Below are 16,513 nucleotides of genomic sequence, written 5' to 3'. Positions count from 1 at the left end.
GATAATAGAATATGCTCTCTTGTTTGTGGCATTGGACCATCTGCTGCTGATACTACTAAAATAGCTCCATCCATTTGAGCTGCTCCTGTTATCATGTTCTTTACGTAGTCAGCATGACCAGGACAGTCTACGTGAGCGTAGTGTCTATTTGGTGTCTCATACTCAACATGGGATGTTGAAATCGTAATTCCTCTTTCTCTTTCTTCTGGAGCCTTATCTATATTAGCAAACTCTACTGCTTCTCCAAGCTGATATTTTTTTTGTAATGTATAAGTGATTGCTGCAGTTAATGTTGTCTTACCATGGTCTACGTGACCTATTGTTCCTATGTTTACATGGGGCTTATTTCTTTCAAATTTTGCTTTTGACATCTTTCTTCCTCCTTCTAAAATATATATATTTAATATTTAATATTTAAAACATTAATATACATTTATTTACCATTAATAATTTTTTCGGCTATACTATTTGGAACTTGTTCATAGTGACTAAATTGCATAGTATAGTTACCACGACCTTGAGATTTTGAACGAAGGTCTGTAGCGTATCCAAACATTTCAGCAAGGGGTACATGGGCTCTTATTACTTGAGCTCCTGCTCTTGCTTCCATACCTTCAAGTTTACCTCTTCTAGAGTTAAGATCTCCCATTACATCTCCCAGATACTCTTCAGGAACAACTACTTCCACCTTCATGTAAGGTTCTAGTAAAACAGCATTACCTTTTTTCATAGCATCCTTAAAGGCCATAGAACCAGCAATTTTAAATGCCATTTCTGATGAGTCAACCTCGTGATAAGATCCATCATATAATTCAACCTTAACATCTACAACTTCATAGCCTGATAGTACTCCATTTTCCATAGCACCTTGAACACCAGCATCTACTGCTGGAATATATTCTCTAGGAATAGCTCCACCAACAATCGAATTTATAAATTCATATCCAGCACCTGGTTCTTGTGGAGTAACTTTAATCTTAACATGACCATATTGTCCTCTACCACCAGACTGTCTTGCAAACTTCGCTTCAATATCTGTGGCCTTAGTAATAGTTTCTCTATATGCAACCTGTGGTTTACCTATATTTGCTTCAACTTTAAATTCTCTAAGCAATCTATCAACGATAATTTCAAGATGTAATTCACCCATACCTGCAATAATAACCTGACTAGTTTCTTCGTCAGTATAAGTTCTAAAAGTTGGATCTTCTTCGGCAAGTTTCGCTAAAGCTATACCCATTTTCTCTTGACCAGCTCTAGTTTTAGGCTCAATAGCAACCCTAATAACTGGCTCTGGGAATTCCATGGATTCAAGTAAAATTTCATTATTCTCATCACACAAAGTATCGCCAGTGGCAGTATTCTTAAGGCCAACCGCAGCAGCTATATCTCCTGCATACACCCTTGAAATCTCTTCTCTTTTATTAGCATGCATTTGAAGAATACGTCCAACTCTCTCTTTTTTACCCTTTGTAGAGTTGAAAACATAAGAACCTGCATCTAATGTTCCAGAATAAACTCTAAAGAAAGCAAGCTTACCAACATAAGGGTCAGCCATGATTTTAAAAGCCAATGCTGAAAAAGGTGCATTGTCATCAGCTTTTCTTACAGCTTCTTCACCTGTTTCCACTAAGGTACCCTTAATAGGAGGAATATCTAATGGTGAAGGCATATATGCAATTACTGCATCCAAAAGCATTTGAATACCTTTATTTTTATAAGCTGAACCGCAAAGAACTGGAACAATAGTATTGTCAATAGTTCCTTTTCTAAGTCCTAATTTTATTTCTTCTTGAGTCAGCTCTTCACCTTCTAAATACTTCATCATTAATTCTTCATCATTTTCTGCAACTGCTTCAATTAGTGCAGTTCTATATTCTTCGGCCTTTTCTTTTAATTCTTCGGGAATATCTGTTACTTCTATTTCTTGCCCTAAATCATCCTTGTAAACCCTAGCCTTCATATCTACTAAATCTACAATACCTATAAACTCACTTTCTGCACCTATAGGTAATTGAATCGGTACTGCATTTGCTTTAAGTCTATCTTTCATCATGTCTACAGCATTATAGAAATCAGCACCTGTTATATCCATTTTGTTTACAAATGCCATTCTAGGTACTCCATACTTATCCGCCTGTCTCCAAACAGTTTCGGATTGTGGTTCTACACCACCCTTTGCACAGAATACAGCCACAGAACTATCTAAAACCCTAAGGGATCTTTCCACTTCAACGGTGAAGTCCACGTGGCCAGGTGTATCTATAATATTCACTCTATGATCTAGCCATTGTGCAGTAGTAGCAGCCGAAGTAATTGTTATACCTCTTTCTTGTTCCTGCTCCATCCAATCCATAGTAGCAGCACCTTCATGGGTTTCACCAATTTTATGAACTCTACCTGTGTAAAATAATATTCTCTCTGTAGTTGTTGTTTTTCCAGCATCTATATGTGCCATTATACCAATATTTCTCGTTTTCTCTAAGGGAAAGGCTCTCACCTTTGTTCCTCCTTTCTGCCAAAACACTATAGGGATTAATATGTTACCAAAAAATAATAACATATTTATATTAATTCTAAGTTAATTTTAGATATACAACTTTAGATTTTTATAGAAAAATTAAACCAATTCACAATTAAAAGTTGTTTATCTTTTTATATTAATTTATATTTTATATTCACAAATTTACCATCTATAATGAGCAAAGGCTTTATTAGCTTCTGCCATTTTGTGAGTATCTTCTTTCTTCTTAACAGATGCGCCAGTATTGTTTGCTGCATCCATTATTTCTTTAGCTAGCTTTTCAATCATTGTCCTTTCCCCTCTTTTGCGGGTATAATTAACTAGCCATCTAAGACCCAGTGTTTGTCTTCTAGCAGGTCTAACTTCAATTGGAACCTGATAGTTAGCTCCACCAACACGTCTTGCTTTAACTTCTAATACAGGCATGATATTGTTCATAGCCTCATCAAACACTTCAAGTGGGTCTTTTCCTGTTTTTTCTTTTACTACCTCAAATGCATCATATACAATTCTTTGAGCTGTACCTTTTTTACCATCCAGCATTACACTGTTGATTAATTTTGTCACAACTTTGCTTCCATATATTGGATCTGGTAGCACTTCTCTTTTTGGTACATTACCTTTTCTTGGCACTTTACTTCCCTCCCAAAAATCTTTTTATTCATCGGTACTCGACTTTTTATTGCCGTTTGTGCACTCTTCACATCTATTGTATAAAACCCCTCCTACAATGAGGAGGAGATTTTTTCATTATAGCCGGCATCATTAATATCTATTTCTTCTTCGGTCTTTTAGCACCGTACTTGGATCTTCCCTGCATTCTATTTTCTGTACCCGCAGTATCAAGAGTTCCTCTTACTATGTGATATCTAACACCTGGTAAGTCTTTAACTCTACCACCTCTTATAAGAACAACGCTATGCTCTTGTAAATTGTGTCCTATACCTGGTATATAAGCACTAACCTCTATACCATTAGTAAGTCTAACTCTGGCAACTTTTCTTAGAGCTGAGTTAGGTTTTTTAGGAGTCACAGTTTTAACGGCAGTACATACACCTCTTTTTTGCGGTGCACTCATTTTAGTAGGTACTCTTTTTAATGAATTAAAACCTCTTTGTAAAGCAGGAGAATTTGATTGCTTACTCGTTTGTTTTCTGCTTTTACGTATTAATTGGCTTATAGTTGGCATTCCTACACCTCCTTCCAGTTTTACTTTTACGCGAAACATAATATTTCACATCATTATCTATTTTAAAATAACTGCAGTTGCAGCACCGACGTCAATACCACATGCTTCTCCAAGCTTTTTCATGGATTCCACATAAACAATCTGGACATTTTTTCCTTTGGCTACTTCAAGAATATTTCTTACTACATGCTGCTCACAGCCCTTTGCAACGAATAAAGTCTTAGCTCTATTGTCATTTATTGCCCTTGTGGATTGCTTAATCCCAACTTTAAGCTTATTTTCCTTTTTAAGCTCCATTAAGTGCATATAGCATCCTCCTTTTTTTACTCTAAAAGGATTGTACGATCAAAAATAAATATCTTATTATAGGGCCATACAATCCTCAATTAGTATTAAAAGTCAACTATACATAAATTACACACTATAACATTTTAGCACCAAAGTATACCTATGTCAATAAATTTATAGTGTTATATTTTCATCGAAAGACTCTTCTACATTATCGCCTAGTACAGCAATATTCTTATACTTTTTCATTCCAGTTCCTGCAGGAATGAGCTTTCCAATTATTACATTCTCTTTTAATCCCATAAGTCTATCCTCTTTACCCTTTATTGCTGCTTCTGTTAATACTCTAGTTGTCTCTTGGAATGAAGCCGCAGACAGGAAGGATTCCGTTGCAAGGGATGCTTTAGTAATTCCCAAAAGAACTCTTTTAGCCGTTGCAGGCTTTCCAGCCTCAGCTTCTACCTGTTCATTTTCTTTATCGAATTTAACAATGCTTACAAGCCCTCCTGGCAATAATTCTGTGTCTCCAGAATCTTCAATCTTAACCCTTGATAACATCTGTTTAACAATAATTTCTATATGCTTGTCATTAATGTCAACACCCTGCATCCTATAAACTCTTTGAACTTCCTTAGTTATATATTCTTCAACACCTTGGGTGCCTTTAATCCTCAATATGTCGTGGGGATTAACTGACCCTTCAGTTATTTCATCTCCTGGTTTAATGTATTGTCCTTGCTTAACTTTTATCCTTGATCCATAGGCTATTTGATATGTTTTCGACTCTCCATCATCTGATGTTACCACAACTTCACGTTTCTTAGTGGTATCTTTTATTACTATTTTTCCACCAATTTCAGAAATAATAGCAAGTCCTTTAGGTTTTCTGGCTTCAAAGAGCTCTTCAACCCTCGGTAGACCTTGGGTAATATCTCCACCCGCAACTCCACCAGTATGGAAAGTTCTCATGGTAAGCTGAGTTCCCGGCTCACCAATTGATTGTGCAGCAATTATTCCAACTGCCTCACCTACATTCACAGGCTTACCCGTTGCAAGGTTTTTACCATAACATTTTCCACATACACCATGCTCAGCTTTACAATTTAATACAGTCCTAATTTTTACAGTTTCTATACCTGATACTATAATTTTCTCTGCATCATCTTCTGTTATCATATCTTCAGCATGAACAATCACTTCACCAGTTTCAGGATGAACTATATCTTCTAAAGCATATCTTCCTGCTATTCTATCATAAAGTGGTTCAATTATTTCTTTGCCATCTTTAAATGCTGTTACTATTATACCATCATCTGTTCCACAGTCATCTTCACTTACTATTACATCTTGACTTACATCTACAAGTCTTCTGGTCAAGTATCCAGAATCGGCAGTTCTTAGAGCCGTATCCGCAAGACCCTTTCTTGCTCCCGTTGTTGATATAAAATACTCTAAAATAGATAAACCTTCTCTAAAGTTCGAGGTAATAGGTATTTCAACTGTATGTCCAGTGGCATTTGCCATGAGTCCACGCATCCCAGCAAGCTGTCTTATCTGGTTCTTACTTCCCCTTGCTCCAGAGTGGGCCATGATGTAGAGATTGTTTAAATCTCCCAAGTTTTCCATTAATGCATCTGTTACATTTGCAGTAGTCTCCTGCCAAGTTTTTATTACACTTTCATACCTTTCCTCATCAGAAATAAGGCCTCTTCTATATGCCTTTTTATATTTATCCACCTTCTCTTCAGCCTCAGAAATAAGTTTTTCCTTAGCTTTAGGAATATTCATATCAGAAACACTTACACTAATTGCACCTCGAGTGGAAAATTTAAACCCAAGGGACTTAACGTGATCAAGCATCATAGCAGTTACAGTATTTCCATGTTTTCTAAAACATCTATCTATTATTTTACCAAGAAACTTTTTATCAACTAAAGTATCTATCTCTAGATTGTAATTTCCATCACTTCTATCAACAAATCCTAAATTCTGTGGAATATTTTCATTAAATATAAATCTACCAACAGTGCTTTCTACTAATTTTCCTGGTTCATCTGGATTTCTTTTAATTCTCACCTTCACCTTGGCATGAAGTCCAGCCACCTTATTTTCATAGGCCATAAGCATTTCATTATAATCAGTAAACACCATTCCTTCTCCAACTTCACCATCTACTTTTATAGTAAGGTAATAACTACCTAAAACCATATCTTGAGTTGGAGTTGTTATTGGCGACCCATCCTTTGGTGCTAGAATATTATTTATAGAAAGCATAAGGAATCTAGCTTCTGCTTGAGCCTCTACTGTAAGAGGAACATGCACAGCCATCTGGTCTCCGTCAAAGTCTGCGTTATAAGCTGTACAAACAAGTGGATGAAGCTTTATTGCCTTACCTTCAACCAGAATAGGCTCGAAGGCTTGAATCCCTAGTCTATGAAGAGTTGGGGCACGGTTTAGCAAAACTGGATGCTCTTTTATTACTTCTTCCAATACTCCCCACACCTCTGGTTTGATTCTTTCCACCATTCTTTTAGCACTCTTTATGTTATGAACATAACCATCAGAAACCAGCTTTTTCATGACAAAGGGCTTAAATAGTTCCAAAGCCATTTTTTTCGGAAGTCCACACTGATAAAACTTAAGCTCAGGACCTACTACAATAACTGAACGTCCAGAATAGTCAACACGTTTACCAAGAAGGTTCTGACGAAATCTTCCCTGTTTACCCTTTAACATATCCGAAAGAGATTTAAGGGGTCTGTTTCCCGGTCCAGTTACTGGTCTTCCCCTTCTTCCATTATCTATTAATGCATCTACAGCTTCTTGAAGCATTCTCTTTTCATTTCTAACAATAATATCGGGAGCTCCAAGCTCTAAAAGTCTGTTTAATCTATTGTTTCTATTAATAACTCTTCTATATAAATCATTTAAATCTGAAGTGGCAAATCTACCACCATCAAGCTGTACCATAGGCCTTAAGTCTGGTGGTATAACCGGAATAACATCCAATATCATCCATTCAGGTTGATTTTTCGATCCCCTAAAAGCCTCTACGACTTCTAATCTTCTAATAGTTCTAACTCTTTTTTGTCCAGAGCTTTCCTTTAATTTTATCTTAAGTTCCTTTGACAATCTATCCAAATCAATTTTTTGTAATATTTCCTTTACAGATTCTGCACCCATCCCCGCTCTAAAAGCATTTCCATATTTTTCTCTATATTCCCTGTATTCCTTCTCTGTTAATAATTGCTTAAAAGTAAGTGGAGTATTCCCTGGATCAATTACAATATAAGAGGCAAAATACAATACCTTCTCCAGTGACCTTGGCGACATATCAAGTAATATACCCATTCTACTGGGAATTCCTTTGAAATACCAAATATGAGATACAGAGGCAGCAAGCTCAATATGCCCCATTCTTTCACGTCTAACCTTAGATTTTGTTACCTCGACACCACACCTATCACATATTACACCTTTATATCTGACTCTTTTATATTTACCACAATGACATTCCCAGTCCTTTGTTGGTCCAAATATTTTTTCACAAAACAAACCTTCCTTTTCAGGTTTCAATGTACGGTAATTAATAGTTTCTGGCTTTTTGACTTCTCCCTTTGACCATTGCCTAATTTTTTCAGGTGAAGCTAAACCAATCTTAATTGAGTCAAAGTTATTAAGTTCTATCAAGGAGTTTCTCTCCCTTCTTTATTAGAATGTACTTAAAATAACTTTTTATAGGTATAAATGTACGCTTATAGAGTTTTATTGGCGTACATCTATCCAGGGATTTATATTTAAAAGTTTTACATGTATATAAACTAAAGTCTTTACTTAAATCCCTATATTAAACCTTAAATTTAAGGTTTAATACCTATAAATGTTCTATTCTCCATGATTATCATCTTGAACCTCTTGATCATCATAATCATTATTATAATCACTATCATCATCTTGATTACTATCTGATGAATCATTATTATCTGATGAATCATTATAATCTATATTTCCATTACTATCAATAATTGAATCCAGTTCATCTTCGTGATTTTCTTTTATTTCTATTTCATCTTGGTTATCAGACATAACCTTTACATCGAGACATAAACTTTGAAGCTCTTTAATTAACACCTTAAATGATTCTGGTATCCCCGGCTGAGGAATATTTTCCCCCTTAACTATTGCTTCATAGGCTTTAACACGACCCACTACATCATCGGATTTAACAGTTAAAATCTCTTGTAGAGTATGGGCAGCACCATATGCATAAAGAGCCCAAACCTCCATTTCTCCAAATCTCTGGCCACCAAATTGCGCTTTACCTCCAAGAGGCTGTTGCGTAACAAGGGAATAGGGACCTGTACTTCTAGCATGAAGCTTGTCATCTACAAGATGGTGAAGCTTTAACATATACATATATCCAACTGTTACACGATTATCAAACTCTTCCCCACTTCTTCCATCATATAGCTTAAGTTTACCATCCTGAGGGTAACCACATTCTACAAGTTGATCCATTATATCTATCTCTGAGGCACCATCAAATACAGGAGTAGCAATCTTCCATCCACGTTTTTTAGCAGCTAATCCAAGATGCACCTCCAGAACCTGGCCTATATTCATACGTGATGGCACACCAAGTGGATTAAGTACCAATTGAAGAGGAGTACCATCTTCTAAAAATGGCATATCTTCTATAGGAAGTATTCTTGATATAACCCCCTTGTTACCATGTCTACCAGCCATCTTGTCTCCTACATTAATTTTTCTCTTCTTAGCAATATATGCTCTTACAAGTATGTTTACTCCCGGTGGAAGCTCATCTCCGTTTTCACGAGTAAAGACCTTTACATCAACAATTATTCCAGATTCCCCATGGGGAACTCTCAAAGATGTATCCCTTACTTCTCTTGCTTTTTCCCCAAAAATTGCTCTTAATAGTCTTTCCTCAGCTGTTAATTCTGTTTCACCCTTTGGAGTAACTTTTCCTACTAATATATCTTGAGATGTTACTTCAGCACCTATTCTAATAATACCTCTCTCATCTAAGTTTTTCAGTGCATCTTCCCCAACGTTAGGTATATCCCTTGTTATCTCCTCAGGACCAAGCTTTGTATCCCTAGCCTCTGCTTCATATTCCTCTATATGAATTGAAGTTAAAGTATCATCCTTGACAAGTTCTTCACTTAAGAGAATAGCATCCTCATAGTTATATCCTTCCCAAGTCATAAATCCAACTAAAATGTTTTTACCAAGGGCTATTTCTCCCTTTTCAGTTGATGGTCCATCAGATATCACATCACCTTTTTTAACCCTTTCTCCATGCTCAACAAGAGGTCTTTGATTTATACATGTCCCTTGATTTGAGCGTTTAAACTTCAACAGTTTATGCCTATCTTTTTTACCATCCAAATCTCTCTTAATAATAATTTCATCTGCTGATACTCTTTCAATAACACCATCATTTTTGGAAATCCCTACTACACCTGAGTCTTTTGCTGCAATATGCTCCATTCCTGTACCAACTATAGGAGATTCAGTTTTTATAAGAGGAACTGCTTGACGCTGCATATTTGAACCCATTAAAGCTCTATTTGCATCATCATTTTCAAGGAATGGAATCATAGCTGTAGCAACAGAAACTATTTGCTTTGGCGAAACATCCATATAGTCTATTTCTGAACTTGGTACAACATCTATTTCCCCCTTGATAGTTCTAGCAATAACTTTTTTATTTATAAATCTTCCTTCTGCATCTAAAGGTTCATTTGCTTGACAAATAATATGTTTTTCTTCAACATCAGCAGTTAAAAATTCTATCTTATTAGTGACTACTCCTTTTTCCTTATCTATTTTTCTATATGGAGCCTCAATAAATCCATACTCATTTACTCTAGCATAGGCACTTAATGAGTTTATTAATCCTATATTAGGACCTTCTGGTGTTTCAATAGGACACATTCTTCCATAATGGGAGTGATGGACATCTCTTACTTCAAAGCCAGCTCTTTCCCTTGATAATCCTCCAGGGCCTAATGCAGATAATCTCCTTTTATGAGTCAATTCCGAAAGAGGATTTGTTTGGTCCATAAATTGAGATAATTGACTGCTTCCAAAAAATTCTTTTATTGCAGCTGCAACCGGTCTAATATTTATAAGTGCCTGTGGAGTTATAGCTTCCATATCTTGAATAGTCATTCTTTCCTTTACAACTCTTTCCATTCTTGATAAACCTATCCTAAATTGGTTTTGTAAAAGCTCTCCAACAGATCTTAGTCTTCTATTCCCTAAATGATCTATATCATCTACCTCACCTACTCCATAAGGCAAGTTCAATATATAGCTCATAGTTGCTATTATATCATCCTTAATAATATGTTTAGGAACCAATTCCTTTATTTTGTCTTTCAATGCTTCTTTTATTTCTTCTTCGCCATGATAGCTATCCAAAATCTCCTTTAAAGTTGGATAATGAACTTTTTCTGTGATATTCAAGTCCTCTATATTAAAATTAACATGAGCTTCAATATCTACAAAATTGTTGCCAATAACCTTAATGACTTTTTCATCTTCATTGATAATATTTACACTCTTTAAACCAGAATTCTCAATTTTAATAGCAGTATTCCTATCAATTTTTTGTCCTTTTTTTGCTAATATTTCACCTGTATTTTGATCAATAACGTCTTCTGCTGTAATAAAACCAGTTAGTCTATTAGATAAACATAATTTTTTATTAAATTTATACCTTCCAACCTTAGCTAAATCATATCGTTTTGCATCAAAAAATAGGGAGTTTATAAGATTATTAGCACTGTCAACAGTTGGTGGCTCTCCCGGTCTAAGCTTTTTATAAACCTCTATTAGACCTTCTTCTTGATTCGTAGTGCTATCTTTATCTAAAGTTCTAATTAGCCTCTCATCTTCTCCAAAAAGATTTATAATATCTTGATCGGTTCCATATCCAAGTGCTCTTGCAAAAACGGTAAAAGGTAACTTTCTTGTTCTATCAATCCTAACAGAGATTATATTATTTGAATCTGTTTCATACTCAAGCCATGCTCCTCTATTAGGAATCACAGTAGTGGAAAATAGTCTTTTTCCAGTTTTATCTATCTGGTCTGCATAATATGGCCCCGGTGATCTAACTAGCTGACTAACTATTACTCTTTCAGCACCATTAATAATAAATGTTCCTTTTTCAGTCATAAGAGGGAAGTCTCCCATGAATACTTCTTGCTCTTTAACTTCTCCCGTTTCTTTGTTAATAAATCTTACCTTTACTTTTAGTGGAACAGCATAAGTTACATCTCTTTCTTTGCATTCTTCCACATCATACTTAGGATCTCCATCTAAAGAATAGTTTGAAAATTCTAGAATTAAATTTCCAGTATAATCTTGTATGGGAGAAATATCCATAAATGCTTCCATTAATCCTTCATGTAAAAACCATTCGTAGGACTTTTTCTGAATTTCGATGAGATTGGGCATTTCTACTACTTCATCGATTTTGGAAAAGCTCATTCTTGTTCCTTTACCGACCTTCACAGGATGTGGCATTCATTATTCACCCCTTATAGTAAAATAAAAAGGTTTGTTATTTAAAAACCTTTTATATAGCACAAAGGAAGTACATACGTAAAGCATAAAAAAACTTAGCTTTAACACTATCTTTAGAGATATATCTTCAAGATTAATTCCATTAGAATAAAATATTACAAACTTAAAATAGTTTATCCGTATTATGAATTAATAATCGAAGCTTAAATTCTAAAAATAAAACTTCCTTAAATAATAGCATAATTAATTCACATCAAACTTCTATAGTGAAACAATATACAATATTCATAGAAGTTTTCCAATTACTAAAATGGCTTAGTTTAAAAACATATCTATAATAATTATATGTATTTAAAAACCAATAAAAGCTTAAGAGAATTATTCCCTTGTATTTTGGTCAAATTCCACCTTTTGAAATGACCAGCAATAAAAAATAGGCTTAAATAAAAACTCATAAAGTTAAATATCACCTATATATTCTATCCATTTTTGTATATTTCTATGCATTTTTTTAAATTAGACATACTAATAGCATTTTACAATCTTAGCATAAAAGTCAAATGCTGTCAAGAACTTTTTTGATTTTTTAACTATTTTTTAGGGTTTACACAGCAAAATTAAATTTACATATATCAAAAACTCATCGTTTCTGTGAGTTTTTAAGATGTATAAATTAAATTTTAAGACTGCTTCACTATATATAATAAGTTTTCATCTAAATCTATTTTTCCTAATTTACACTATAATAAAATCAGAAAGCAAAAAGGTACTCCAGAAAATCCGAAGTGCCTTTTTGCTTCAAATTTTAATTATTTAACTTCAACACCTGCTCCTGCATCTTCTAATTTACCTTTTATTTCTTCAGCTTCTTCTTTAGAAACTCCCTCTTTAACTGGTTTTGGTGCTCCATCTACTAAAGCCTTAGCTTCTTTCAATCCTAATCCAGTAATTTCTCTTACTACTTTAATAGCAGCAATCTTTTTAGCACCAGCACTTGTTAATACTACATCAAATTCAGTTTTCTCTTCAGCAGCAGGAGCTCCAGCAGCTCCACCAGCTGGCATAGCAGCCATAGCCACTGGTGCTTGAGCACTCACACCAAATTCTTCTTCTAATGCTTTAACTAAGTCTGATAATTCTAATACTGTAAGACCTTTAACCTCTTCAATTAAATTCAACACTTTTTCACTTGCCATTTTAAATTACCTCCATATACGTTATTATTTTTATTGTTTTTTATTGTTCTTGTTTTTCTTTAATTGCATCTAATACATATACAAGATTTCTGATATTTGCTCCAAGAACATTAGCAAATCCTGAAATTGGCCCATTTAAGCCTCCAAGAACTTGGGCAATTAGAACTTCTCTTGATGGTAAATCTGCAAGATCCATTATTCCTTGTAAATCAATAACTTTACCATCAACTACACCAGCTTTAATTTCTAAGTTTTTGTGATTATCAGCAAATTCTTTAGTTATCTTAGCAGGTGACACCGGATCTTCAATACCAAATGCAACTCCATTTGGCCCTTTAAGATGCTGGTTAAAATCTTCTAAGCCTGCCTCTTTAAAGGCAAATCTCATTAATGAATTTTTATATACTTTATATTCAACACCAGCTTCTCTAAATTTCTTTCTAAGTTCAGTTGTTTCTTCAACAGTTAAACCTCTATAGTCAACCAGAACAACTGATTGAGAACCATCAATTTTCCCCTTGATTTCCTCAACAACAGATTTCTTCATTTCTATAGCCTTTGACATAATCTCCACCTCCTCTTTAGGATTTTATGTGCTTTACCTTTTATACTCTCATATAAAAAGCCTCTCCTACGTAGACATAGAGAGGCTTATAATCAAAATCTATTATAAATTACCTCGGTAGGCAAAATTAAGCTAAAGGCAAGCACCTACTGTCTACGGTTTGTATTCAGTTTGATTTAACATTCAAGATTGTATCACTATTAATCCTATATGTCAATCTATTATAAAATTATTATTTTCCTATCTTAGCTGCATTAATCTTAATACCTGGAGCCATAGTACTTGTGATTGTAACATTTTTCAAATAAGTACCTTTAGCAGACGCAGGTCTAGCTTTTATAATAGCTTCCATTAAAGTGTTGAAATTCTCCAACATTTTCTCTTTTCCAAATGACACTTTTCCAATCGGAACATGGATTATATTACTTTTATCAAGTCTGTATTCAACCTTACCTGCTTTTATTTCTTTAACCGCTTTTCCAACATCAAAAGTAACTGTTCCTGATTTAGGATTTGGCATTAATCCTTTAGGTCCTAAAACTCTACCTAATCTACCTACTATTCCCATCATGTCAGGAGTAGCTACAACTGCTTCAAAATCAAGCCAATTTTCATTTTGAATTTTTGCTACATATTCTTCTCCACCAACATAATCTGCTCCCTCAGCCTGTGCTTCTGCAACTTTATCTCCCTTGGCAAATACTAATACTTTTTTAGACTTACCAATTCCATGAGGTAATACTATAGCACCTCTAACTTGTTGGTCTGCATGTCTTCCATCTACTCCAAGTCTTATGTGTAACTCAACAGTTTCATCAAATTTAGCTTTTGAAATTTCAGGTAATAATCCTATAGCCTCTTCTGGGTCATATAATTTTGTTCTATCTACTAATTTGGCACTTTCTTGATATTTTTTGCCTCTTTTTGACATCACTAAAACCTCCTTTGTGGTTATGGCGGTATATTTTACCTCCCACACGAATATCTACTCTTCTACTAAAATACCCATACTTCTTGCTGTACCTTTAATCATGCTCATAGCTGATTCTAAATTTGCAGCATTTAAGTCAGGCATCTTCATTTCAGCTATTTCTTTCACTTTATCAATTGATACCGTTGCAACTTTATTTGTATTTGGCTCTCCTGAAGCTTTTGGTATTCCTGCCGCCTTTTTAAGCAGAACTGCTGCAGGGGGAGTTTTTGTAATAAAGCTAAATGATCTATCTTGGTATACTGTTATTATAACTGGTATTATTAAGCCAGCTTTGTCTGCAGTCTTAGCATTAAACTCCTTGCAAAATTGCATTATATTAACACCATGTTGTCCTAAAGCTGGACCAACTGGTGGAGCTGGTGTGGCTTTGCCTGCAGGAATCTGAAGTTTAATTATACCTGTAACCTTTTTCGCCATGATTGCACCTCCTTATTTTACACTAAATCTATAATAAAAGCTTTTTGTATTTGCTTTTATACCTTGTATAAATCTTACATTCTGTTCCAAAACCAATTATTTTATAGTTTTTCTACTTGTGTAAACTCTAATTCAACTGGCGTATCTCTTCCAAACATAGATATAGATACCTTTAATGTTTGTTTTTCATTGTTAATACCCTTAACTTCACCTATGAAGTTTTCAAAGGGACCCGAAGTAACTTTAACCGATTCTCCTACTTGAACATCTATCGATGGCAGCTTATCTTCAATACCCATCCAACGTACTTCTTCGTCGGTTAAAGGTACTGGTTTTGAAGCAGGGCCAACAAACCCTGTGACGCCTCTAGTATTTCTAACTACATACCACGACTCATCATTCATAATCATTTTAACAATGACATAGCCGGGAAAAATCTTTTTCTCTTTTATTTTTTTCTTTCCATTTTTAATTTCAACTTTTTCTTCCGTTGGAACAACTACTTCATGTATCACATCTTCCATACCCCGGTTTTCTACTAGCTTTTCAATATTAGCTTTTACTTTTTTTTCATGACCGGAGTATGTATGAGCTACATACCATTTAACTTCTTTTTCAGACATGGCTTAGAGGGCTATTACTTTTTTGTAATAAAAACCCTTTCCCTCCCTTGTATTGGATTACTATTTAGCCAAGAGTTTAATTATTTGACCAAAAACTGAATCTGCCAACCATATACCTATAGACGCTAGTCCACACGCCACAAGTACTACTATTGTGTATGATTGTAAATCTTTTCTATTTGGCCAACTAACTTTTTTAAGCTCTGATTTAACGCTTTTGAAGTATTTTCTAGCTCCCATTCTCTTTGTATTAGTTTGCGCAGCCATACACTTTCACACCCTTACGATATTTGTTTTTAAAGTTTTTAAATAACCTTAATTATTTAGTTTCCTTATGAACAGTATGAGTTTTGCAGAACTTACAATACTTTTTCAGCTCTATTCTATCTGGGTCATTTTTCTTATTTTTTGTAGTATGATAATTCCTTTGCTTACATTCTGTACAAGCCATTGTGATTTTAACTCTCATTTCTACACCTCCTAAAACAACCTCATTCTATAATAAAGGAGAGTTTATATTTAAAATAGTACATAAATTTCACCATTGTAATTTACTTATTAAAACTATCATAATTTCAAGTGGATGTCAATATATTTAACAAGTATATTTATATAGATTTCCCATAGCAAAACTTAATTTATACATAATAAAATGCTTAATATTTAAAAAACAAATTAAATGTTAGTTAGCTCATTATAATAAAATTAGGTTCCAAAACAAAAATAAAAACAGAAAAACCAGCACTCAAAACCTACCATCTCATAGTATATCCAAATTCGCTGTATTGTATCATTGCTTTATTATAGAAAGATCCTAGTAAAACTTTATTTATACATATCAAAACACTCAGCCTTTATCTTTTATGAGCTTTAAATATGTTTAAATCAAAGACTTTACCAGAATTTCTATACAATCATAACTTTAATAGGACTAGGATAAGCCCTAGTCCTATCTGCATACTAATAGCTTTAATAATCAATCCTTATATATAACTAAGCAGATTTCCATGAAAGCTGGTGAGATTTTCTTTGCTTTCAAGTCAACTTTCTGCACAATAAGACTATTCTATAATCTTAGCAACAGCACCTGCTCCTACTGTTCTACCACCTTCACGAATAGCAAATCTTAATCCTTCTTCTATTGCTATTGGTGTGAT

Annotated in this window: 15 protein-coding genes and 1 other annotated feature; all 15 genes read right to left on the bottom strand. The window is 34.3% G+C overall.

Translation table 11 applies throughout. The features are described 5' to 3' along the window. Positions 1 to 371, bottom strand: a 371-nt coding sequence (locus tag B5X81_RS26790) for a GTP-binding protein (protein ID WP_139380442.1), incomplete at its 3' end; no start/stop codon positions are given. 62 nt (positions 372 to 433) lie between these two features. Then, on the bottom strand, positions 434 to 2,500 hold the full coding sequence (fusA, locus tag B5X81_RS26785; protein WP_280175304.1) for an elongation factor G: 2,067 nt from the start codon (positions 2,498 to 2,500) through the stop codon (positions 434 to 436). A 186-nt stretch (positions 2,501 to 2,686) separates the two neighbouring features. Beyond that, on the bottom strand, positions 2,687 to 3,157 hold the full coding sequence (gene rpsG, locus B5X81_RS26780; protein WP_079496075.1) for a 30S ribosomal protein S7: 471 nt from the start codon (positions 3,155 to 3,157) through the stop codon (positions 2,687 to 2,689). 139 nt (positions 3,158 to 3,296) lie between these two features. Beyond that, complete coding sequence (rpsL, locus tag B5X81_RS26775; protein WP_079496074.1) at positions 3,297 to 3,713, bottom strand: 30S ribosomal protein S12; 417 nt, start codon at positions 3,711 to 3,713, stop codon at positions 3,297 to 3,299. Positions 3,714 to 3,770: 57 nt separating this feature from the next. Then, positions 3,771 to 4,019, bottom strand: a complete 249-nt coding sequence (locus B5X81_RS26770) for a ribosomal L7Ae/L30e/S12e/Gadd45 family protein (RefSeq protein ID WP_244282263.1) — start codon at positions 4,017 to 4,019, stop codon at positions 3,771 to 3,773. Between the two features lie 156 nt (positions 4,020 to 4,175). Beyond that, complete coding sequence (rpoC, locus tag B5X81_RS26765; RefSeq protein WP_079496073.1) at positions 4,176 to 7,691, bottom strand: DNA-directed RNA polymerase subunit beta'; 3,516 nt, start codon at positions 7,689 to 7,691, stop codon at positions 4,176 to 4,178. A gap of 195 nt (positions 7,692 to 7,886) precedes the next feature. Next, entirely contained in the window at positions 7,887 to 11,561 is a 3,675-nt protein-coding gene (rpoB, locus tag B5X81_RS26760; protein ID WP_079496072.1) for a DNA-directed RNA polymerase subunit beta, read from the bottom strand. 809 nt (positions 11,562 to 12,370) lie between these two features. Next, complete coding sequence (rplL, locus tag B5X81_RS26755; RefSeq protein ID WP_079496071.1) at positions 12,371 to 12,757, bottom strand: 50S ribosomal protein L7/L12; 387 nt, start codon at positions 12,755 to 12,757, stop codon at positions 12,371 to 12,373. A 40-nt stretch (positions 12,758 to 12,797) separates the two neighbouring features. Beyond that, positions 12,798 to 13,322, bottom strand: coding sequence for a 50S ribosomal protein L10 (gene rplJ / locus B5X81_RS26750; protein WP_079496070.1), 525 nt, complete (start codon positions 13,320 to 13,322; stop codon positions 12,798 to 12,800). 44 nt (positions 13,323 to 13,366) lie between these two features. Continuing rightward, positions 13,367 to 13,499: a sequence feature (ribosomal protein L10 leader region), on the bottom strand. Between the two features lie 55 nt (positions 13,500 to 13,554). Then, positions 13,555 to 14,253, bottom strand: a complete 699-nt coding sequence (gene rplA / locus B5X81_RS26745; RefSeq protein WP_079496069.1) for a 50S ribosomal protein L1 — start codon at positions 14,251 to 14,253, stop codon at positions 13,555 to 13,557. A gap of 54 nt (positions 14,254 to 14,307) precedes the next feature. Beyond that, positions 14,308 to 14,733 carry a 50S ribosomal protein L11 gene (gene rplK, locus B5X81_RS26740; protein WP_079496068.1) on the bottom strand — a complete coding sequence of 142 codons (426 nt, stop codon included), beginning with the start codon at positions 14,731 to 14,733 and terminating at the stop codon, positions 14,308 to 14,310. Positions 14,734 to 14,834: 101 nt separating this feature from the next. Next, positions 14,835 to 15,356, bottom strand: a complete 522-nt coding sequence (gene nusG, locus B5X81_RS26735; RefSeq protein WP_079496067.1) for a transcription termination/antitermination protein NusG — start codon at positions 15,354 to 15,356, stop codon at positions 14,835 to 14,837. 60 nt (positions 15,357 to 15,416) lie between these two features. Further along, a complete protein-coding gene (gene secE, locus B5X81_RS26730) occupies positions 15,417 to 15,623 on the bottom strand; it encodes a preprotein translocase subunit SecE (RefSeq protein WP_079496066.1) in 207 nt (68 codons plus the stop codon). A 52-nt stretch (positions 15,624 to 15,675) separates the two neighbouring features. Then, entirely contained in the window at positions 15,676 to 15,825 is a 150-nt protein-coding gene (rpmG, locus tag B5X81_RS26725) for a 50S ribosomal protein L33 (RefSeq protein WP_079496065.1), read from the bottom strand. A gap of 592 nt (positions 15,826 to 16,417) precedes the next feature. Continuing rightward, positions 16,418 to 16,513, bottom strand: a 96-nt coding sequence (locus B5X81_RS26720) for an EF-Tu C-terminal domain-related protein (RefSeq protein ID WP_330390746.1), incomplete at its 5' end; no start/stop codon positions are given.

Source organism: Maledivibacter halophilus (genome assembly GCF_900167445.1).
GTDB lineage: Bacteria > Bacillota > Clostridia > Peptostreptococcales > Caminicellaceae > Maledivibacter > Maledivibacter halophilus.
The sequence above is the reverse complement of the archived record's forward strand: the minus strand, read 5'-3'. Positions and strand labels throughout refer to the sequence as shown.